Source organism: Micromonospora sp. CA-248212, from assembly GCF_050948405.1.
Taxonomy (GTDB): Bacteria; Actinomycetota; Actinomycetes; order Mycobacteriales; family Micromonosporaceae; genus Micromonospora.
On record NZ_CP192023.1, the window covers coordinates 168,768 to 188,585 of the forward strand.

Consider the following 19,818-nt stretch of genomic DNA (forward strand, 5'->3'; position numbering starts at 1 on the left):
AACGGAGATGCCTCGGTGGTAGATGACATCGACCGCGCGCTGCTGGCGCAGCTGCAGCGCGACGCCACCCAGTCCTATGCGGCACTGGCCAAGGCGGTGGGACTGTCCGCCGGCTCCGCCCATGACCGCGTACGCAAACTGCGCGAACGCGGCGTGATCCGCCGGACCACCGTCGACGTCTCCCCGGCGCTCGTCGGCCGTGGCGTGTCGGCGTTCGTGATGGTCAGTGCCGACTCCTGGATGGGCGACGCCCGGACCAGCGACGCGCTTGCGGCTATTCCCGAGATCCAGGAAGCGCACATCATCGCCGGCGCGGCATCACTGCTGGTGAAGATCCGTACCGCGACGACCGAAGACCTGCAAGCGGCGCTGCGCCGCATCTTCGGGGTCGACGGCGTCACCGGCACCCAGGCCATGGTCGTGCTGGAGACGTTCTTCGAGCGTTCGGTGAGCGTGCTCGACCAGCCCAGCGAACCGCACCCGCCGGACGCCGACGCGCCGCTACGTTGAGACCGAGCCGACCAGGGCCGGTGGGGCGAGCAGCGGACCGCACGGGATCTTGTCGTCGGCGGTGGGCCCGTGCGAGGTCAGCACCACCGGTGTGGCCAACTCCGCGCCCACCGCCTCGGCCCAGTCGGCCGGAGCGTCGTCGTACACCGGGCGGGAGCGCAGCAGGCGGTCGGTGAGCGCGGCCTGCCGGTCCAGGTCGCCGGGCGGGCCGGGGATGAGCCGGTCGCCGGTGTCGTAACGACGGCAGATCCGCAGGTCGGGACCGGCGAGGTCGAGATGGGTCAGCGCCAGGCCGTCGACCCCGCCGGCCGCCGCGAGGGCGTACCGGTGGGCGACGGCGTCGAAGTGGCCGAACCGGAACCGGCCCTGCCACGGGTTCGTCGGGTTGTGCCCGTCGACGAAGGGCAGCGTCGGGTCCTCGGTCACCAGCGGGCCGGGACCGTGCCGGGTGGTGACGGTCCGCAGCACGCCGATCCGGGTCAGCTCGCCGGCCTGTCCCGCCTCGGCGAGCAGCCGGTCGACGTTGGTGAACGTGGTGGTGCTCCACGTCGTGTACGGGTGGAAGCCGTGCCACTCGTCGAGCAGCACCCCCTGCGCGCCCTCGAAGACGCAGGTCCCCGAGCGCAGCGCCCCGGCGAGCCAGGTCCGGTCGACGATGGCGACCCGGCCGGCGAACCCGGTGTACGCGGGCAGGCAGTCCTGCACCGGCGGCGCGTCCAGCGGGCCGAGTTCGACGGTCAGCCGGTCCCGCAGAACCGTCAACCGGCGGCGCAGCAGGGCAGGACGCCGGCAGTCGCCGACCCGGGGCGCGTCCTCGGGGTGGGCGAGGCCGTACGCGACGGTCTCGCCCACCCCCAGCCCGCAGGAGCCGTGCCGGGCGGCGCCCCGGGCGATCTCCCGGGCCCGGTTGGCGGCCTGGTGGTACGGGGTGGCGAGCAGCGCCTCGGAGTCGACGGTCAGCCGGTCCAGCGCGTCGGGCACCCCGACCGTGGCGAGATGGTCGGCCTCGGCGGCCAGGGCCAGCGGATCCACCACCACGTGCCGGGACAGGTGTGTCCCGACGCCGGGGTGGAACGTGCCCGCGCCGAACTGCGCGAACGTGTGGTGCCGCCCGTCGCGCAGGACGACGTTGTGCGCCGCCTGCGCGCCCCCGTTGAAGCGGACCACCGTGTGCACCGGGCGGGTGGCGCAGAGCCAGTCCACGACCGTGCCCTTGCCGGCGTCGCCGAAGCCGAGGTCGACCACCGCCACGTGATTCACAGCCGGGTCACCCCGCCGGTGGTGTCGTGGAACGCCGGCAGCGTCGACACCTCGGCCCGCCGACCCCGGCCGAGGCGGGCCAGCGCCTTGGACACCGTGCCGGTGGCGCCGGAGCCGGCGCGGTCCAGGTGGCGCAGGCCCTCGTCCAGGTCGATGGCCTGCTCGCCGAGGCCGATGGTGACCGCGATGGTCTCGCAGACCGCGTCCAGGTCGTCGAGCACGACGGCGTTCTGCCCGAGCAGGTCCCGCCAGAAGTCGAGCACCTTCGTGTTGCCGGCGTGGCTGCTGCCGGCGGGGAGCAGGTAGTAGGTGTCCCACCGCCGGGTCACCTCGTCGACGATCTGGCGCAGCGCCACGTCCTCGCCCAGGTTGTCACCGATCAGGCCGGCCACCTCCCGCGCCTTGACCCGCTGGTACGCCAGTTCGTCGCCGATGACGAACAGGTAGCCGCGCCGGCCGCGCTTCTCCCAGTTGTCGGTGGCGGTGTGCCGGGCCATGAAGTACAGGGCCAGCTCGTACGACTCGCTCATCTGCCCGCCGCCACCACCTTCGAGGACGATCCGGCCGAGGTCGTCGTCCATCCGGTTGTCCGACTCGAACTGGCCCACCTGCAGGGGCACCCGGTCGCAGGTGGCGTCGCCGATCGCCCCGAACATGATCTGCGGGTCGCTGGCGTAGCCCTGCCGTTGCAGCAGCCCGAGCAGTTGCGGCAGCTTGGTCTGCAGGACCCGCGGCACCATGCGCATCGAGCCGGTCACGTCGAAGAGCACCGCGACGGGCGTCGACTGGGGGTGTTCGGCGGAGTCGCGGCTCTCCCGGGTCGCGTCGCGGGGGTCGAGCGCGGGGTGCACGGTCCGTGCCCCGCTGTCGCTGTAGGAGAACGCGCTGCGGCCGGTGGAGCGCCGGTAGCGGTCGGCGGCGTCGTACACGTCGGTGGACCAGGTTCCACTGCCCATGACAGCTCCTTTAGAGGGTGAAGGGTCGGAAGGTGCGTGGCCCGTAGAGCCGGTCCAGCACCTGGTCGAGTTCGCGCAGCAGGCCCCAGGCGTCGTCGGGCCGGCCGCTCAGGGAGGTCTGCCGGCAGCCCTGCGCGAAGGCGTCCAGCTCACGGGGTGCGCGCGGCCCCATCAGCCAGCTCATGCACGCGCTGGCCATCGCGAGGTCGGTGCCCGGACCGCAGGGCTGCCTGCGCGGCACCTCCTGCGGGTACCAGTCCTCGTGGTCCGGCACGAGCGCCGGGACCCTGGCACCGGTCGGGGCCGAGAAGCACCAGTCGACGAGCACCACGCCGTGGGCGTCCGGCTCGATCAGCACGTGTCGCGGCAGCACCGCGCCGTGCACCACGCCCGCCCGGTGGGCCAGGCCGAGCACCACCAGCAGTCGCCGCCACATCCAGGCCACGTCCCGGGCGTCCAACCCGTCGGGGTACGCGCGCCGCACCGCGTCGAGGTCGTGCAGGCCGGGCGCGGTGGCGAGCACGGTGATCCGCCGTTCCGCGCCGGTCGCGGGGTCGCGGTGCGCGAATTCGTCGACGAGCCGGGGTACGTACGGCAGGTAGCGCGGGTCGCCGCGCTCGGCGATGGTGTGCAGCGCGTGTGCCTCCCGCGCCATCAGGTCGTTGTCGGTGGGGCGTCGGGGGAGCTTGAGCAGCCGGTCGTCGCCGACGTCGTACAGGTCGGCCAGGTCGCCCGAGTGCGCCGGCGTGCCGAGCCGGTAGTCGCCGAGGACGGTGGTCCGCCGGGCCTGCCACCGGGTCGTGACGTGGACGAACGCGTCGAGGGCGTCCGCGCGTACCCCCGGGTCTGTCGGCAGCCGATCGGGGTGCAGGGCCGCGACCAGCTCGCGGTAGCGGCGGGCCGGCTGGTCGGCGCCGAACAGCTCGGCGTCGGTGCGGGCGGCCGTGACCAGGTCGATGGCCTCGGCGGTCCTCATCGCACCGTCTCCTCGCGGGCCGGTCGCAGCAGCGCCGGGTGCAGCAGCCGGGCGTCACCGGCCCGGTAGAGCCGGGCGCGGGGGCCGCCTCGGGCGCCACCGCGCTCGGTGCTCGCGCCGGTGCTCTCCACGAAGCCCGGCACCGAGAGCACCTTGCGGTGGAAGTTGCCGGCGTGCAGCGGGTGACCCCAGACCGTCTCGTAGACGGCCCGCAGCTCGCTGATGGTGAACTCGGCGGCGAGAAAACGCGTGGCCAGCGGGGTGTACTCCAGCTTGGACCGGGCCCGCTCCAGCGCGTCGTCGATGATCCGGCCGTGGTCGAAGGCGAGCTGCCGGCTGGTCAGCGCCGTTACCGGCAGCCAGCTCGCCTCGTCGGCGTCCGAGCCGGCGGCGGCGTCCGGCAGGTCGGGAGCGAACGCGAGGTGCGCGATCGAGACGACGCGCATCCGCGGGTCACGGTCGGGAGCGCCGTAACTGCCCAACTGCTCCAGGTGTACGCGCCGGAGCCCTTCACCGCCGAGCCCGGTCTCCTCGGCCAACTCCCGGCGGGCGCCGGCGGTCAGGTCCTCCTCGGGGCGGACGAACCCGCCGGGCAGCGCCCAGTGCCCCGCGAAGGGCGCCTGGCCGCGCCGGATGAGCAGCAGGTGCAGTTCGCCGTCCCGGATGGTCAGCGCCACCACGTCGACGGTCACGGCGACCGCCGGGTAGTCCCGGGGGTCGTACGCGGCCAGGAAGTCCTGCTCGTCAACCATGTCTCTCTCAATCTGAGAACATCTCGCTGTGAGAACAACTTAGCGCAGACGTACGCCCCTGCCAACCCCTTGGATCGGATCGGCAGGGGCGCGTCAGCGCACGAGACCCACCAGGTGCGGCCGGCCACCCGAGTCGTGCAGGGCGAACCCGTCGTCCGGCAGGACGGCGAAGTTCACCGTGCTCGGCAGCGGTACGGGCAGCTTGAAGGTCACCTCGACGGTGTATTCGTCCGGCAGCCGCGTCTCGAGCGCGGCGAGACACCGCGCCTTGCTCCACATGCCGTGCGCGATCGGTTGGCGGAAGCCGAACAGTCGCGCGCCGAGCCGGGAGGTGTGGATCGGGTTGTGGTCCCCGGAGACGCGTGCGTACTCGGTGCCCACCCGGGGCCCGACCCGCCACCGGGCGGTGGCCGTGGGCGGTGTCGGACGTTCGCCCCGCTCGCGCCCGCCGGGTGTGCGGTCGCGACCCAGGTACGTCGAGACGCCGCGCCAGACCTCCTCCCCGTCGACCGAGCCGACCAGCACGACGTCCACCTGCCGCCCCCGGTCGTGCGGGCGCAGGTCCTGGGCGTACGTGGTGAAGTCGAGGACCTCGTCGGCGGTGATCGGGCGGTGGGTGGTGATCCGGTTGCCGACGTGCACCACGCCGGTCAGCGCGATGGGAAAGCCGGGCGTGGTCATCAGCCGCAGGGCCAGCGGAAAGCCCAGAATGTGCGGGTACGTCCCGGGCAGCCGGTCGGTGAGCCGGAACCCGCACACCCGGTCGTAGTCGGCCAGGTGGGCCCGGTCGACCCGCACGCCGCGTACGGCGAGCTCGACCGCCGGCAGGTCGTTCCCACGACGCCCCCGACCGACGCCCGGCAGCGCGCCGAGCACGGCCCGCCGGTACAGCGCGCCGGGCGCGGGCATCCGGGCCAGCTCGACGCGCTCGCGGCCACCCGTGACGGCCGGCCCGTGAGCACTGAGGTCGGTGGTCACGTCGGCGGCCGAGCCGCTCAGGTCGGTGGTCACCTGTGCGGCCGACGCGCTCAGGTCGTGCGTCCGCTCGACGCTCGGGTCGGCGTCGGCGTCGGTGGATTCCGGCCGGCGGATCGCGTCCAGGGTCTCCCGCGACAGGATCTCGGTCGGGCCCTCGATCAGCTCGTGGACCGACAGGTCATCCGGCTCTCTCTTCCTGCCCATCACGCCCCCAGCAGACTCTGGCCGCAGACCCGGACCACGTTGCCGCTGATCGCGCCGCTCGCCGGCCAGGCCAACCAACCGATCGTCTCGGCCACGTCGACCGGCAGCCCGCCCTGGGCCAGGCTGTTCATCCGTCGGCCCGCCTCGCGGACGACCAGCGGGATGCGGGCGGTCAGCCGGGTCTCGATGAAGCCGGGCGCCACCGCGTTGACGCTGATCCCCCGGTCACGCAGGGTCGGCGCGAGCGAGTCGACCAGCCCGATCACGCCAGCCTTGCTGGTGGCGTAGTTGGTCTGCCCCCGGTTGCCGGCGATCCCGGCGATCGAGGACACCCCGATGATCCGCCCGCCCGCCGGGATCAACTCCCGTTCCAGCAGTACGTCGTTGATGCGCTCCTGACTGGACAGGTTGACGTCGATGACCTGGTCCCACCGGTCGGCGTCCATCCGACCGAGCGTCTTGTCGCGGGTGATGCCCGCGTTGTGCACCACCGCGTCGACGCGCCCGTGCCGGGTGGCCAGGTGGTCGGCGAGCCGGGTCGGCGCGTCCGGGGCGGTCAGGTCGAGCTGGACCGCCGTACCGCCGATGTCGTTCGCGACCGCCGCGAGGGCGTCCCCGGCGGCCGGGATGTCCAGCGCGACCACCTGGGCGCCGTCGCGGGCGAGGACCCCGGCCAGGGCCGCGCCGATGCCCCGGGCCGCCCCGGTGACCAGCACGACCTGCCCGTCCAGCGGACGGTCCCAGTCCGCCGGGGCGGTCGCCGCACCGGGGCCGACCCGGACGACCTGCCCCGAGACGTACGCGGACCGGCCGGACAGCAGGAACCGGAGGGTCGCTTCGAGGCTGGTGGCGTTGCCGTCGCGGGTCACCTGGACGAGCTGGGCCGTGGTGCCCCGGCCGAACTCCTTGCCGATGCTGCGGACCAGCCCTTCCAGGGCCCGCTGGGCGGTCGCCTCGCGCGGGGTCGGGCACTCACCGGGCGGGGTGCCGAGCACGATCACCCGGCCGCTGGGCAGCAGGGTGCGGGCGTGCGGGTGGAAGAAGTCGTAGAGCTGGCGCAGTTGCGTCGAGTCGGTGATGCCGGTCGCGTCGTACCCGAGAGCGCCGAAGCGGTCCTGCCCCTCGACCGTGCCGCCGTCGCGCAGCTCGACCCCGGCGGCGGTCAGGATCGTCCGGACCGGCTCGGCGAGTCGGCCGCCGTCGGCCGCGCCGAGCAGCGCCGGGCCGGGCAGCAGCGGGTCGCCGGGCTCGTGCCGGCGCAGTCGCGGCGGATCGGGCAGCCCGAGACGCTTCACCAGCGTGCGGCCGGCGGCCGATTGGACGAAGCTCGCGTACCTGTCGGTCATGGGCGTAGCCTACTGGCGAGTAAGGTTCGAGCAACACTCGCGAGGAGGCGGATCGTGCAGAGCATCCGGAGGGTCGCGGTCATCGGGGGCAACCGCATCCCCTTCGCCCGTTCCAACTCCCGCTACGCCGACGCGTCCAACGCCGACCTGCTCGGCGCGGCGCTCGACGGTCTGATCGCCCGGTACGGGCTGGCCGGGCAGCGGGTCGGCGAGGTGGTCACCGGGGCGGTGCTCAAGCACTCCCGCGACTTCAACCTCACCCGCGAGGTCGTCCTCGGCTCCCGGCTCGACCCGCACACCCCGGCGTACGACATCCAGCAGGCCTGCGGCACCGGCCTGGAGGCCGCGATCCTCGTCGCCAACAAGATCGCCCTCGGTCAGCTCGACGTGGGCATCGCCGGCGGTGTCGACACCACCTCCGACGCGCCGCTCGCGGTCAACGAGGACATGCGTCGTACGCTGCTCAAACTCAACTCCGCCCGCACGGTCGGCCAGCGGCTGAAGATCGCCGCGAAGCTGCGCCCGCTCCAGCCGTTCAAGCCGGACATCCCCCGCAACGCCGAACCGCGCACCGGCCTGTCCATGGGTGACCACGCCGCCCAGACCGCGCTGCGCTGGCAGATCGACCGGCGCTCCCAGGACGAGCTGGCACTGCGCTCGCACCAGCGGCTCGCCGCCGCGTACGACAAGGGCTTCTTCGACGACCTGATGACGCCGTACCTGGGCCTGACCCGCGACCAGAATCTCCGCCCGGACACGAGCGTGGAGAAGCTCGGCGCCCTCAAGCCGGTCTTCGGCACCCGCGGCCCGGACGCCGAGCAGGCCACCATGACCGCCGGCAACTCCTCGCCGCTCACCGACGGCGCGTCCACCGTGCTGCTGGCCAGCGAGGAGTGGGCTGCCGCGCACAACCTGCCGGTGCTGGCCTGGTTCAGCTGGTCGGAGACGGCGGCCGTCGACTTCGTACACGGCGACGAAGGGCTGCTGATGGCCCCCGCGTACGCGGTGCCCCGGATGCTGGCCCGCGCCGGGCTCACGTTGCAGGACTTCGACTACTACGAGATCCACGAGGCGTTCGCCTCGCAGGTGCTGGCGACCCTCGCCGCCTGGGAGTCGCCGGAGTTCTGCAAGGACCGGCTCGGCCTGGACGCCCCGCTGGGCGCGATCGACAGCGACCGGCTCAACGTCAACGGTTCGTCGCTGGCCGCCGGGCACCCGTTCGCCGCGACGGGTGGGCGGATCGTCGCCACGCTGGCCAAACTGCTCGCCGAGAAGGGCAGCGGACGCGGGCTGATCTCCATCTGCGCGGCCGGCGGCCAAGGCGTGACCGCCATTTTGGAGCGTTGAGCGCTCGATCGTCCCTTACCGGGGTGACCGCCAGCAGGCGTTAACGGACTGTTCAGCGGGCCGTCCGCAGGCGGTGGGTTTACCACGCGACGGTGATCGCTGCCGCGTCTTCGACGCAGCGCTGATCACTCCTGCGTGCGGAACGGGGCCGTATCTCCATGGAGTCCGTCGTCCCCGGGACGACCACCCTGTCGGTGGTCATCCCGATGTTCAACGAGACCGCTGTCATCCCGGCCCTGGTGGCCCGACTGCGGCCGGTGCTCGACGCGCTCGGCGTCGACTACGAGGTGGTCGCCGTCGACGACGGCAGCGCCGACAACACCGTGTCGGTGCTCTTCGACCACGGCCGGAACTGGCCGCAGTTGCGGGTGCTCCGGCTCCGGCGCAACAGCGGTCACCAGGCGGCGTTGACGGCGGGCCTGCACCGGGCCGTCGGCCGGTGGATCGTCAGTCTCGACGCCGACCTGCAGGACCCGCCCGAGGCCATCGCCGAGATGCTGCGGGTGGCCCGGACGGACGCTGTGGACGTGGTCTACGGCGTCCGGGCGGACCGCAGCACCGACACCATCTTCAAGCGCAACACCGCCCGCGCCTACTACTGGGTGATGCGGCGGATCGTGGGCGCCGATCTGCCCGCCCAGGCCGGTGACTTCCGGCTGCTCAGCCGGGACGTCGTCGAGGTGCTGCGGCGGCTGCCGGAACGCGCACCGGTCTACCGGCTGCTGGTGCCGTCGCTCGGCTTCCCCAGCGCCGAGGTGCGCTACACCCGCGCGGCGCGGGCCGCCGGGGAGACCAAGTACCCGCTGCGTCGGATGGTCGCGCTGGCCTGGGAGAGCACGGCGAACTTCTCGGCCGCGCCCTTGCGCCTGGCCACCTGGATGGGGATGTCGAGCTTCCTGCTCTGCCTGGCCCTGATCGTCTTCGGCATGGTCGTGCACGTCTCCGGTGCCACCATCCCCGGCTGGACCTCGATGTTCGTCGCGGTGCTGTTGCTCAGTGGGGTGCAGTTGGTCTGTCTCGGCCTGCTCGGCGAGTACGTCGGCCGGATCTACGCGACAGTGCAGAACCGGCCCGCCTTCCACGTCGGGTTCGACTCCCGGGACGGGGTTCCGGGCGCGGAGGCAGATGCACGTGGTCGTGTCGGTGACGACGTTGTCCGCCTCCGTGGCTGACGCCCTGCTGGCCGAGCGGGTCGACACTCCGGCCCCAGCCTCGGCCCCGCACCGGAACGCTCTCGTGCCGATTCTCAGCACGCTTCCGTGGGTGCTCGTGATCGGCGCGCTGCTCGTGGTCTGGTCACGGGGCAGCGTGCCGGTGCCGGACCTCGCGGCGTTCTCCGCGTACTGGGCGTTCGCGCTGGTGCTGCCCGGAACCCTGGTGCACCGCGCGCTGCGCGGCGGTCGCGGCAACCTCCCCGAGGACCTCGGCTTCGGCGCGGCCACCGGCCTGCTGTTGGAGATCGTCGCCTGGGCGTTGGCAGCGGCGACCGGTCAACAGACCCTGCTGCGGTGGTGGCCGCTACCCGTACTCGTCGCGTTCGCCGCCGTGCCCAGGCTGCGCCGGCGCTGGCGGGTCGGCGAGCGCCGTCCGCTGCCGGTCGGTTGGCACTACGGCATGGGCGCGGCGCTGCTGGTGGTGCTGGCCTGGGGGTACGTCCAGTGGCGGATGGTCCCGCTGCCTCCGGTGTCCGGCGGCTACTACCAGGACGTGCTCTACCACCTGGGTCTGGTGCAGGAGTTGACCCGGGCGATGCCGTTCGAGTTGCCGCACGTCGCGGGGGAGGCGCTGCGCTACCACTACCTCTCCGACGCCCACATCGCCAGCGGCAGCATGATCACTGGCATCGCGCCGACGACGGTGCTGCTGCGACTCTGGTTGGTACCGGTGGTCGGCGTGGCGGTGGTGCTCGCGGCCGGGCTCGCCCGCGACCTGAGTGGAGCGGTCTGGGCCGGTCCGGTGGCCGCCCTCACCGCTTTCACCGGTGCGGCGGTCACGCTCGGCTCGCCCGTGGGTGCGTCCGGCGAGATGCCGCTCTCCTACGCCAGCCCCTCCCAGACGTACGTGCTGGTGCCGTTGTTGCTGCTGGCCGGGCTCGTTGTCGACGCGGCCAGGGGGCGTTCCCTCGGCCCGGCCTGGCCGCTGGTCCCGGCGCTCGGGCTGGTCTGTGCGGGGGCGAAGTCCAGCGCGTTGCCGCCGCTGATCGCCGGCCTGGGTCTCACCGCCGTGGTGTTCTGGTGGCGCAAGCGGCAGATCCCCCGACCCGCCCTGGTGGCGTTGGCCTGCCTGGTGGCGGCGATGGCGCTCGGTTTCCGGCTGTTCGCCGGTGGCGGGGCCTCCACCCTGCGCGTGCAGGCGTTGGCGTTGCTGCACTTCGTCGCCCCGTACGCCGAGACGCTCGGGCCGGGTGACGGGATCTGGCCGAGCGCACCGCTGCCACCGGGCATCAACGACGGTGGTGTCCTCGGATGGCTGCTGGCGTTCGCGGTGGTGGGCTGGTGGGTGCTGGGTCAGTCGCCACGGTGGGTGGGCATGGGCCTGCTCCGCGAGCGTGGGCACCGGGCCGATCCGGCGGTCTGGCTGCTCGCCGGCACGGTCCTCGCCGGGGCCGCCACCACCTGGGTGTTCCAGCACCCGTCGATCAGTCAGATCTACTTCTGGATGGGCGTCATCCCGATCGGCGTCGTGCTGACCACCTGGTCTCTCGCTGCGGCTCGGGCGCCCTGGCCGGTGCTGGTGGTGCCCGCCGTGGCCGGCGCGTTGGCGGGGCTCGCCACCGCCGGCACGGTGGTGGGTTTCGCCGTGCCGAGGATCAGCCGGCCCGGCACCCCCACCACCTCGACGATCGAGGGGTGGCTGCGGGTCCTGGGTCTCTCGGCCGCACGGTACGTGCTGTTCGTGGCGGTTGCCGCCGCGCTCGCCGTCGCAGTGTCGGCCCTGTGGGGGCGTCACGTTTCGGCGCCGGCAAATGCGGGAGCAGGTCGTCGGCGAACGGTGACGATCGCCGTGGCCGGGGTCACCGCGGCGCTGCTCGGTGCCAGCGCCGCCGTCGTGCTGGGCGGGACGGTTCGCTCGGTGCTGACCGAGCCGGGGCCGCCGGCCACCGGACCGCAGCCGTACGCGCTGACCGCCGCCGAGATGCGCGCGGCGCTGTGGCTTGACGACAACGCCGCCGACGATGACGTGGTCGCCACCAACGTCCACTGCCGGCCGGTGCGGACCACCCCGCACTGCGACGCCCGGGCGTTCTGGGTGACCGGGCTGGGCGGGCACCGCACGGTGGTGGAGAGCTGGGGCTACACCGACGCGGTGGTGGCCGCGCACGGCGTCGACAACCTGGGGTACGCCCGGCAGAACTTTCCCGATCAGGAGTTGCTCGCGCTCAACGACGGGGTGTTCAGTGCGCCGACCCTGGCCGACCTGGATCGGCTCCGGACGGAGTACGGGGTCCGTTGGCTCTTCGCCGACAGCAGGGCCGGTGCGGTGTCGCCGGAGCTGGCCCGACTGGCCCAGATCCGGCTGGTCGCCGGCCCGGTGACCGTCTACGAGCTCACCCGATCCTGACCGCCTCCGGGGTCCGGCCCGGTCCAGGCGCCGGTCAGCGGGTGCGGGACAATGAGGTACGTGACGACGATCCCGAACGTGCTCGCCAACCGCTACGCCTCGCCCGAGTTGGTCGCCCTCTGGTCGCCCGAGGAGAAGGTCCGGATGGAACGGCGGCTGTGGCTCGCCGTGCTCCGCGCACAGCGTGACCTGGGCGTGGCGGTCCCGGACGGCGTGGTCGAGGCGTACGAGCGGGTGCTCGACCAGGTCGACCTCGCGTCGATCGCCGAGCGGGAGCGGGTCACCCGGCACGACGTGAAGGCCCGCATCGAGGAGTTCAGCGCGCTGGCCGGGCACGAGCACGTGCACAAGGGGATGACCTCGCGGGACCTCACCGAGAACGTCGAGCAGCTTCAGGTGCGTGCCTCGCTGGAGCTGATCCGGGACCGGGTGGTGGCGACCCTGGCCCGGTTGGCGTGGCTCGCGTACGAGCACTCCGAGCTGGTCATGACCGGCCGCTCGCACAACGTCGCCGCGCAGGCCACCACGCTGGGCAAGCGCTTCGCGTCGGCGGCCGAGGAGCTGCTCATCGCGTACGACCGGCTGGAGGAGCTGATCGCCCGCTACCCGCTGCGCGGCATCAAGGGCCCGGTGGGCACGGCCGCCGACCAGCTCGACCTCTTCGACGGCGACGCCGACAAGGTGGCCGAGCTGGAGCGACGGGTCGCCGAGCACCTGGGCTTCTCGCGGGTGCTGGACAGCGTCGGGCAGGTCTACCCGCGCTCGCTGGACTTCGACGTGCTGGCCGCGTTGGCGCAGACCGCCGCCGCGCCGTCGTCGCTGGCCACCACGATCCGGCTGATGGTCGGCCAGGAGCTGGTCACCGAGGGATTCAAGCCGGGTCAGGTCGGTTCCAGCGCGATGCCGCACAAGATGAACACCCGTTCGTCCGAGCGGGTGAACGGCTTCGCGGTCATCATCCGGGGTTACCTGTCGATGGTCGGCGAACTGGCCGGCGACCAGTGGAACGAGGGGGACGTCTCCTGCTCGGTGGTCCGTCGGGTCGCTCTGCCGGACGCGTTCTTCGCCGCCGACGGGCTGTTCCAGACGTTCCTCACCGTGCTCGACGAGTTCGGCGCGTACCCGGCGGTGATCAACCGGGAGTTGGAGCGCTTCCTGCCCTTCCTGGCGACCACCAAGATCCTGGTGGCGGCGGTCCGGCGGGGCGTCGGCCGGGAGGTCGCCCACGAGGTGATCAAGGAGCACGCGGTCGCGGTGGCGCTGGCCATGCGCGAGAAGGGCGCCCCGGAGAACGACCTCTTCGACCGCCTGGCCGCCGACGGCCGCCTCGGCCTGTCCCGCGCCGACATCGACACCCTGGTAGCCGACCGCACAGCCTTCGTAGGAGCGGCCAAGTCCCAGGTGGAGCAGGTAACCCGCAGAATCACCAAGGTCGTGGAAACCCACCCCAACGCCGCCACCTACACCCCACCCCCCATCCTCTAACCCCCCCCCGGTCCCCCCCGGTCCCCCCTCTTGCGCCCCGCGCCCCCTTCTGGCCCGGTGATCAAGAGGTTCGCGTCAACTTTGATCTCCCTGGTGACGCAAACCTCTTGATCACCCGAGGTGGAGGGGAGGTGGAAGGGAGGTGGGGGTGGAAGGGAGGGGTGGGGTTTGGGCGGTCAGTCGCCGGTGGGGGTTTCGGCGGCTGTTCGTAGGGTGGGGGCGCTTGCTGGTTCGGCGATGCCGCCCAGGGACTCGGCGAAGGCGGGGTCGGTGGCGGTGTCCGCTGCCACCGCCGGCTGGTCGGGCGGCATGACCGCGGGCATCGTCGGTACGGCGACGACCGCCGTGCCGTACGCGCAGATCTCCATCCACATCTCGCCGCAGTCCCGGCTGTCGAAGCGCATACCGATCACGGCGTTCGCGCCGAGCCGCAGGGCCTCCTCGCCGAGGCGGGTCACCGAGTCGGTGCGCCACCGGGTCAGGTTGTCGGGCGCCATCGGGTCGTACGCGCCACCGCGCAGGTTCTTGACCCCCTCGCGGTACGGGTTGCGCGTCCTGGCCATCGATGACACCACCTCACCGAGAATCTGGCGGATCTCGTAGCCGGGCAGTTGCTCTGTCGTCACGACCAGCACGTTTCCGATGCTGTCAGGAGTTGCGCGACCCGATCGGGTGCCGTGTTCACCTGATCGGATGCTGCAAAACGGCGCGGCGCGGACGGCCGGCGCGGGGCCGACCATCCGCGCCGCACGGGCGCTAACCGTCAGACACCGGCCACCGAGGTGATCCAGGCCCGGTTGTACGCGACGCTGCCGTAGTTCTGGATGTTGTAGCCGTCGGCCGTGGAGGCCACGCCGACCTGCTGGCCGTTGTAGAACTGCGGGCCGCCCGAGTCGCCCCGCCAGGCGTTGCCGTTGATCCGGGTGCTGCGGATGGCCTGGCCGCCGTACGCGTCGGTGACGTTGGTGCTGGTCACCTGGACGGTGGCGGTCTTGAGCTGGCTGGACGCGGAGCAGCCGCTGTAGCAGGTCATGCCCCACCCGTAGATCGAGTTGGTCGAGCCGACCGGCGGGTTGCTGCTCGCCAGGGAGACCGTCGAGGTGCTGACGGTGCTGGACAGGCGCATGAGGGCCAGGTCGTTACGGGTGTAGGTGGCGCTGACGGTGCGGGTGACCCCACCGGAGGCGCGGTAGACGCTGCCGACCCGGACGGACATCGTGCCGCTGATGCAGTGCCGGGCGGTGAGCACCCACTGCGCGGCGATCACGCTGCCCGAGCAGGTGAACGAGCCGTTGCTCAGCACGGCGGCGGCCCAGGGGGCGGACGAGACGGTGCCGCCGCCGATGATGGGCTGGGGGCCGGCCGGGGCGGCGGACGCGCCGGACGCGGCGGCGAGGGCGCCGACCAGCGCCGTGCTGATCAGGGCGAGCAGGGGACGAACGCGCATCGGTGGACTCCTTGGGGCGGGTGGGGCCCGGGGTCGCCGGGTGCCCGGGGGCGACGACGGGAGGTCCCCATCGCCGCTGGCATCGAGCCATGTCGATGTACTGTAGGGCTGGCGGACATCGTTTTCAAGAAGCTGATCGACTTCAGTCAATGTAACGATTCGGCTACCCGCTGCGCCGTATATGCCCTGCTGAGGCGGCCTGTGCCGGGTTGCCGCGCGCGCTCGCCGCCGGTTATGTGGATCACTGCCTGAACTGCGCCCGGCCGGTGCGTCCGCGACGGAATCTGCCAGGTACGCTGGCTGCGCTCGCCCGTTGTGGGTAGGCACCCAACTGCGTACACAGTCAGGAGTGCCCAGTGCCTCGCGTCGTCGTCGACGTCATGCTCAAGCCCGAGATCCTCGATCCGCAGGGCCAGGCCGTCGCAAACGCGCTGCCCCGGCTCGGCGTCAGCGACGTCGCCTCAGTCCGGATCGGCAGGCGGATCGAGATCGACTTCACTGGTGAACCGGACCTGGACCGGGCCCGGGAAATCGCCGACAAGCTGCTCGCCAACCCGGTCATCGAGGACTTCACCGTCCGCCTGGTCGAGACCGACGAGACCGCGGACGCCCGCTCGTGACCGCCCGGGTCGGTGTGGTCACGTTCCCCGGCTCGCTCGATGACGGGGACGCGGCCCGCGCCGTCCGGATCGCCGGCGCCGAGCCGGTCCGGCTCTGGCACGGCGACGAGAACCTGCACGGGGTGGACGCCGTCGTCCTGCCCGGCGGGTTCTCCTACGGCGACTACCTGCGCTGCGGGGCCATCGCCCGGTTCGCTCCGGTGATGGAGACGATCGTCGACGCCGCCCAGGGCGGTCTGCCGGTGCTCGGCATCTGCAACGGCTTCCAGATCCTCTGCGAGGCGCACCTGCTGCCGGGCGCGCTAACCCGCAACCAGCACCTGCACTTCCGCAACCGGGACCAGGTGCTGCGCATCGAGTCGGCCGGCACCGCGTGGACCAACGCGTTCCAGGCCGGCCAGGAGGTGCTGATCCCGGTCAAGAACGGCGAGGGCTGCTACGTCGCCGACACCGCGACGCTGGACCAGCTCGAAGCCGAGGGCCGGGTCGTCGCCCGCTACGTCGGCGGTAACCCGAACGGGTCGCAGCGCGACATCGCCGCGATCACCAACGCCGCCGGCAACGTGGTCGGCATCATGCCGCACCCGGAGCACGCGGTGGAGGCGCTCACCGGCCCCTCGCTGGACGGTCTCGGGTTCTTCACCTCGGTCCTCAAGCACCTGGTGGGGACCCCAGCGTGAGCATCGGTCAGCTCAACCGCCGCTCTGGCGGGCACGAGCGCAGCGAGGAGAGGTCATGACCACCCATCCGGACCCGGTACGGGACACTCCGGAGGCGTACTCCGCCCCGGCGCAGCCGACCGAGCCGCCGGCGCAGCCCACCGCCCCGGCGGTCGCTCCCGCGCAGCCGGCGAGCGCCGACTGGACCGACGGCGTGGACACCGTGCCCCGTGCCGGTGGCACCCCGGGCGAGCTTCAGCCGTACACCGAGCTGGGCCTGCGCGACGACGAGTACGACCGGATCCGGCAGATCCTCGGCCGCCGGCCCACCCAGTCCGAGCTGGCCATGTACTCGATCATGTGGAGCGAGCACTGCTCCTACAAGTCGAGCAAGGTGCACCTGCGTCAGTTCGGTGAGAAGGCCCCGCAGAGCGACCGCCTGCTCGCCGGTATCGGCGAGAACGCCGGTGTCGTGCAGGTCTCCGACAAGCTGGCGGTGACCTTCAAGGTCGAGTCGCACAACCACCCGAGCTTCGTCGAGCCGTACCAGGGCGCGGCGACGGGTGTCGGCGGCATCGTCCGGGACATCCTCGCCATGGGCGCCCGCCCGATCGCGGTCATGGACCCGCTGCGCTTCGGCGCGGCGGACCACCCGGACACCGCCCGGGTGCTCACCGGTGTGGTCGCCGGTGTCGGCGGCTACGGCAACTGCCTCGGCCTGCCCAACATCGGCGGCGAGCTGGTCTTCGACCCGTCCTACCAGGGCAACCCGCTGCTCAACGCGCTCTGCCTGGGCGTGCTGCCGGTCGACCGGCTGCAGAACAAGGCCGCCGCCGGCCCCGGCAACGTGGTCGTGCTGATGGGCGCGAAGACCGGCCGGGACGGCATCGGCGGCGTCTCGGTGCTGGCCAGCGCCACCTTCGACGAGGGCAGCGAGGCCCGTCGCCCGGCCGTGCAGGTCGGCGACCCCTTCACCGAGAAGCTGTTGATCGAGGCGTGCCTGGAGCTGTACGACGGCCAGCTGGTCGTCGGCATCCAGGACCTTGGTGGTGCCGGCCTGACCTGCGCGCTCACCGAGACCGCCGCCGCAGCCGGCACCGGCATGCGGGTCTGGCTGGAGCGGGTGCCGCTGCGGGAGCCCTCGATGGACCCGCACGAGATCCTGGCCAGCGAGTCCCAGGAGCGGATGCTGCTGGTCGTCGAGCCGGACAAGCTCGACGCGGTGCTCAAGACCTGCGAGAAGTGGGGCGTCCTCGGCACCGCGATCGGTGAGGTCACCGCCCCGGAGCCGGACGGCCGCCCCGGTCGCCTGCTGATCACCTGGCGGGACCACCTGGTCGTCGACGTGCCGCCGGGTTCGCTGGTGGACGACGGCCCGGTGTACGCCCGTCCGATGCGTGAACCGGCCGACCTGATCCTGCTCCAGGCAGACCGTGCCGAGACGCTGCCCCGCCCGGCCGACCCGGACGCGCTGCGGGAGACCGTGCTGCGCATGATCGCGTCGCCGAACCTGGCCGACAAGACCTGGGTCACCGAGCAGTACGACCGTTACGTGCTGGGCAACACCGTGCTCGCCCAGCCGGAGGACGGCGGCGTGATCCGGATCGACGAGCAGACCGGGCTCGGCGTGGCGCTGTCGGTGGACGGCAACGGCCGGTACGCCCGGCTCGACCCGTACCAGGGCACCAAGCTGGCCCTCGCCGAGGCGTACCGGAACGTGGCGGTGACCGGCGCGAAGCCGATCGCCGTCACCAACTGCCTCAACTTCGGCTCGCCGGAGGACCCGGGCGTGATGTGGCAGTTCGCCGAGGCCGTGCGCGGCCTGGCGGACGGCTGCCTGGAGCTGGGCATCCCGGTCACCGGCGGCAACGTCAGCTTCTACAACCAGACCGGCGCCGCGGCCATCCACCCGACCCCGGTGGTCGGTGTGCTGGGCGTGCTGGACAACGTGGCCGACCGGGTGCCGATGGGCTTCGTTCCGCGTCCCAGCGGCGACCACGACCAGCTCTACCTGCTCGGTGAGACGAACGTGGAGCTGTCCGGCTCGGAGTGGGCCTGGGTGACGCACGAGCACCTCGGCGGCATCCCGCCGCAGGTCGACCTGCTCCGCGAGAAGGCGCTGGCCGACCTGCTGGCCGAGGCCGCCCGGGTGGGCCACCTCAGCTCGGCGCACGACCTGTCCGACGGTGGTCTCGCCCAGAGCCTGGTCGAGTCCTGCCTGCGGCGTGGCGTCGGCGCCCGGATCGCCGTGCCGGAGCAGTTCGCCGAGGGCTCGATGCCCTTCGTCTACCTGTTCAGCGAGTCCGCGACGCGGGCGCTGGTGTCGGTGCCGCGTGGCCACGACAAGGCGTTCGCGGCGCTCTGCGCCGAGCGGGGCGTGCCGTTCGAGCTGATCGGTGTCACCGACCCGTCCGGCGGGGCGCTCGAGGTGCACGGGCAGTTCCGGATCGGCCTGGACGAGCTGCGCGCCGCGCACACCGAGACGCTCCCGCGCCTCTTCGGTGGCACCGCCGCCGTCGAGGCTGTGCCGTCGGCTGTCACCGAGCCCGCCGTCGCCGAGGTGCCCGCCCCGGCCGCCGGCGTGGCGGGCGCGGTCGAGGCCGTGCCGCTGCCGGCCGCCCCGGCCGAGCCGGTGGACGCGTCGGAGGTGCTCTCCGAGCCGATCGCCTCGGCCGGCCCGTCGCCACAGACCGGGGCTGTCGACCCGATCGGGTCGCAGCAGCCGTCCGAGTCTGGTTCCGGTGCCACCGAGCCGTCGCCTGACGAGCGCTGAGGCGTTGACGGCGGCCGTCTACGGCCAGCCCGGGTCAGGCGCCAGGTTCGACTGGGGCCTGACCGGGGCGGCCGAACTCGGCCGGGTCTGCGCGGCGCTGGTGGTGGTGGACGTGCTCTCGTTCACCACCGCCGTGGAGGTGGCGGTCGCCCGGGGTACGCGGGTGCACCCCTTCCCGTGGGGTGAGCAGGCCGCCGAGTACGCGCTGCGGGTCGGCGCGGTGGCGGCGGTCGGCCGTCGCCGGGTGACAGCCGACCACCCGTGGTCACTCTCACCCGCCGCGCTGAGCGCCGCGCCGACCGTCGCGGACCTGGTGCTGCCCTCGCCGAACGGCTCGGCCATCAGCGCCGCCGCCAGCGCCACCGGGCTACCGGTGGTCGCGGCGTGCCTGCGTAACGCGCGCGCCGTCGGGCGTTGGCTGCGCCGCCAGGGGTACGGCACGACGGACGCCCCGATCGGCGTCATCGCCTCCGGGGAGCGCTGGCCGGACGGGTCGCTGCGCCCCTGCGTCGAAGACCAACTCGGTGCGGCGAGCGTGCTGGACGCTCTGTCCGGGGTGCCGGGCGGTCTCTCCGTGGAGGCGGCCATGGCGCTCGCCGCGCTGGCCAGCACTCCGGACGTACCCGCCGCGGTACGCGGCAGCGTCTCCGGCCGGGAGTTGACCGAGGGCGGCTTCGAAGCCGACGTCGACGTCGCCGTCCAGGTCGGCGTGTCCGACGTCGTGCCGGTCCTCCGCCAGGGCGTCTTCTCCGCCGCCTGACCCACCCCGCACAGCACCCGCCCCCCGGCAGCACCCGTCCCCGGACGCCCGCCCCGGTGGCACCCACCCCGGCGGCACCCACCCCGGCGCCCGCGGCGGTGATCATGAAGTTATTGCCCCGACACGCCGTGTGCGTGGGCAATAACTTCGTGATCGACGAGGTGGGACCGGGTGGGGGTGGGTG

General features: G+C 72.7%; 17 protein-coding genes. 9 read left to right on the forward strand and 8 right to left on the reverse strand.

Going from position 1 to position 19,818, the window contains the following annotated elements; translation table 11 throughout:
- Positions 1-15: 15 nt before the first annotated feature.
- Positions 16-510: an Lrp/AsnC family transcriptional regulator gene (locus tag ACQP03_RS00820; RefSeq protein ID WP_357171827.1), complete on the forward strand. Its 495-nt coding sequence runs from the start codon at positions 16-18 to the stop codon at positions 508-510.
- On the opposite strand, the gene ACQP03_RS00825 is transcribed toward ACQP03_RS00820, so the two are convergent.
- The 6 genes from ACQP03_RS00825 to ACQP03_RS00850 form a co-directional block, all read right to left on the reverse strand.
- Positions 502-1,770, reverse strand: coding sequence for an adenylosuccinate synthetase (locus ACQP03_RS00825; protein ID WP_357132178.1), 1,269 nt, complete (start codon positions 1,768-1,770; stop codon positions 502-504). The two genes, ACQP03_RS00820 and ACQP03_RS00825, sit on opposite strands and share 9 nt — an antisense overlap.
- Positions 1,767-2,726, reverse strand: a complete 960-nt coding sequence (locus tag ACQP03_RS00830) for a hypothetical protein (protein WP_433459859.1) — start codon at positions 2,724-2,726, stop codon at positions 1,767-1,769. Before ACQP03_RS00830 ends, ACQP03_RS00825 begins: the two co-directional genes overlap by 4 nt.
- A gap of 10 nt (positions 2,727-2,736) precedes the next feature.
- Positions 2,737-3,702 carry a serine/threonine protein kinase gene (locus ACQP03_RS00835; RefSeq protein ID WP_433459862.1) on the reverse strand — a complete coding sequence of 322 codons (966 nt, stop codon included), beginning with the start codon at positions 3,700-3,702 and terminating at the stop codon, positions 2,737-2,739.
- The gene (locus ACQP03_RS00840) at positions 3,699-4,454 is read right to left on the reverse strand and encodes an NUDIX hydrolase (RefSeq protein WP_433459864.1); all 756 of its coding nucleotides are present in this window, start codon (positions 4,452-4,454) and stop codon (positions 3,699-3,701) included. The genes ACQP03_RS00835 and ACQP03_RS00840 overlap by 4 nt, the downstream gene beginning before the upstream one ends.
- A 93-nt stretch (positions 4,455-4,547) precedes the next feature.
- Positions 4,548-5,363, reverse strand: coding sequence for a MaoC/PaaZ C-terminal domain-containing protein (locus tag ACQP03_RS00845; protein WP_433461113.1), 816 nt, complete (start codon positions 5,361-5,363; stop codon positions 4,548-4,550).
- A 272-nt stretch (positions 5,364-5,635) separates the two neighbouring features.
- Positions 5,636-6,982 carry a 3-oxoacyl-ACP reductase gene (locus tag ACQP03_RS00850; protein ID WP_433459867.1) on the reverse strand — a complete coding sequence of 449 codons (1,347 nt, stop codon included), beginning with the start codon at positions 6,980-6,982 and terminating at the stop codon, positions 5,636-5,638.
- A gap of 54 nt (positions 6,983-7,036) precedes the next feature.
- Between ACQP03_RS00850 and ACQP03_RS00855 the strand changes: the two genes are divergently transcribed.
- The 4 genes from ACQP03_RS00855 (at position 7,037) to purB (ending at position 13,375) form a co-directional block, all read left to right on the forward strand.
- Positions 7,037-8,329, forward strand: a complete 1,293-nt coding sequence (locus tag ACQP03_RS00855) for an acetyl-CoA C-acetyltransferase (protein ID WP_357132160.1) — start codon at positions 7,037-7,039, stop codon at positions 8,327-8,329.
- Between the two features lie 158 nt (positions 8,330-8,487).
- Complete coding sequence (locus tag ACQP03_RS00860) at positions 8,488-9,501, forward strand: glycosyltransferase family 2 protein (protein ID WP_357395041.1); 1,014 nt, start codon at positions 8,488-8,490, stop codon at positions 9,499-9,501.
- Positions 9,455-11,890, forward strand: a complete 2,436-nt coding sequence (locus tag ACQP03_RS00865; protein ID WP_433459870.1) for a hypothetical protein — start codon at positions 9,455-9,457, stop codon at positions 11,888-11,890. Before ACQP03_RS00860 ends, ACQP03_RS00865 begins: the two co-directional genes overlap by 47 nt.
- A gap of 60 nt (positions 11,891-11,950) precedes the next feature.
- Complete coding sequence (gene purB, locus ACQP03_RS00870) at positions 11,951-13,375, forward strand: adenylosuccinate lyase (protein ID WP_357132151.1); 1,425 nt, start codon at positions 11,951-11,953, stop codon at positions 13,373-13,375.
- 176 nt (positions 13,376-13,551) lie between these two features.
- On the opposite strand, the gene ACQP03_RS00875 is transcribed toward purB, so the two are convergent.
- Together ACQP03_RS00875 and ACQP03_RS00880 are read right to left on the reverse strand one after the other, a co-directional pair.
- On the reverse strand, positions 13,552-14,115 hold the full coding sequence (locus tag ACQP03_RS00875; RefSeq protein ID WP_357132148.1) for a YbjQ family protein: 564 nt from the start codon (positions 14,113-14,115) through the stop codon (positions 13,552-13,554).
- Positions 14,116-14,138: 23 nt separating this feature from the next.
- Positions 14,139-14,822 (reverse strand): S1 family peptidase, encoded by a 684-nt coding sequence (locus ACQP03_RS00880; RefSeq protein ID WP_355245595.1) that lies wholly within the window; start codon positions 14,820-14,822, stop codon positions 14,139-14,141.
- Positions 14,823-15,178: 356 nt separating this feature from the next.
- On the opposite strand from ACQP03_RS00880, the gene purS reads away from it, so the two are divergent.
- Genes purS through ACQP03_RS00900 form a run of 4 tightly spaced genes read left to right on the forward strand, consistent with a single transcriptional unit; the run spans position 15,179 to position 19,634 of the window.
- Positions 15,179-15,442: a phosphoribosylformylglycinamidine synthase subunit PurS gene (purS, locus tag ACQP03_RS00885; RefSeq protein WP_007454310.1), complete on the forward strand. Its 264-nt coding sequence runs from the start codon at positions 15,179-15,181 to the stop codon at positions 15,440-15,442.
- The gene (purQ, locus tag ACQP03_RS00890; RefSeq protein ID WP_355048413.1) at positions 15,439-16,122 is read left to right on the forward strand and encodes a phosphoribosylformylglycinamidine synthase subunit PurQ; all 684 of its coding nucleotides are present in this window, start codon (positions 15,439-15,441) and stop codon (positions 16,120-16,122) included. The genes purS and purQ overlap by 4 nt, the downstream gene beginning before the upstream one ends.
- Positions 16,123-16,177: 55 nt before the next feature.
- The gene (gene purL, locus ACQP03_RS00895; protein ID WP_357132140.1) at positions 16,178-18,874 is read left to right on the forward strand and encodes a phosphoribosylformylglycinamidine synthase subunit PurL; all 2,697 of its coding nucleotides are present in this window, start codon (positions 16,178-16,180) and stop codon (positions 18,872-18,874) included.
- 4 nt (positions 18,875-18,878) lie between these two features.
- Complete coding sequence (locus ACQP03_RS00900) at positions 18,879-19,634, forward strand: 2-phosphosulfolactate phosphatase (protein WP_433461114.1); 756 nt, start codon at positions 18,879-18,881, stop codon at positions 19,632-19,634.
- Positions 19,635-19,818: the final 184 nt, after the last annotated feature.

What these genes read in the sequence shown, in the direction of transcription:
- ACQP03_RS00830 (WP_433459859.1), bottom strand. Translation starts at nt 2,726, where the DNA reads ATGGGCAGTGGAACCTGGTCCACCGACGTGTACGACGCCGCCGACCGC.
- ACQP03_RS00835 (WP_433459862.1), bottom strand. Translation starts at nt 3,702, where the DNA reads ATGAGGACCGCCGAGGCCATCGACCTGGTCACGGCCGCCCGCACCGAC.
- ACQP03_RS00840 (WP_433459864.1), bottom strand. Translation starts at nt 4,454, where the DNA reads ATGGTTGACGAGCAGGACTTCCTGGCCGCGTACGACCCCCGGGACTAC.
- ACQP03_RS00845 (WP_433461113.1), bottom strand. Translation starts at nt 5,363, where the DNA reads ATGCCCGCGCCCGGCGCGCTGTACCGGCGGGCCGTGCTCGGCGCGCTG.
- ACQP03_RS00850 (WP_433459867.1), bottom strand. Translation starts at nt 6,982, where the DNA reads ATGACCGACAGGTACGCGAGCTTCGTCCAATCGGCCGCCGGCCGCACG.
- ACQP03_RS00860 (WP_357395041.1), top strand. Translation starts at nt 8,488, where the DNA reads ATGGAGTCCGTCGTCCCCGGGACGACCACCCTGTCGGTGGTCATCCCG.
- ACQP03_RS00865 (WP_433459870.1), top strand. Translation starts at nt 9,455, where the DNA reads ATGCACGTGGTCGTGTCGGTGACGACGTTGTCCGCCTCCGTGGCTGAC.
- ACQP03_RS00875 (WP_357132148.1), bottom strand. Translation starts at nt 14,115, where the DNA reads ATGGTCGGCCCCGCGCCGGCCGTCCGCGCCGCGCCGTTTTGCAGCATC.
- ACQP03_RS00880 (WP_355245595.1), bottom strand. Translation starts at nt 14,822, where the DNA reads ATGCGCGTTCGTCCCCTGCTCGCCCTGATCAGCACGGCGCTGGTCGGC.
- purL (WP_357132140.1), top strand. Translation starts at nt 16,178, where the DNA reads ATGACCACCCATCCGGACCCGGTACGGGACACTCCGGAGGCGTACTCC.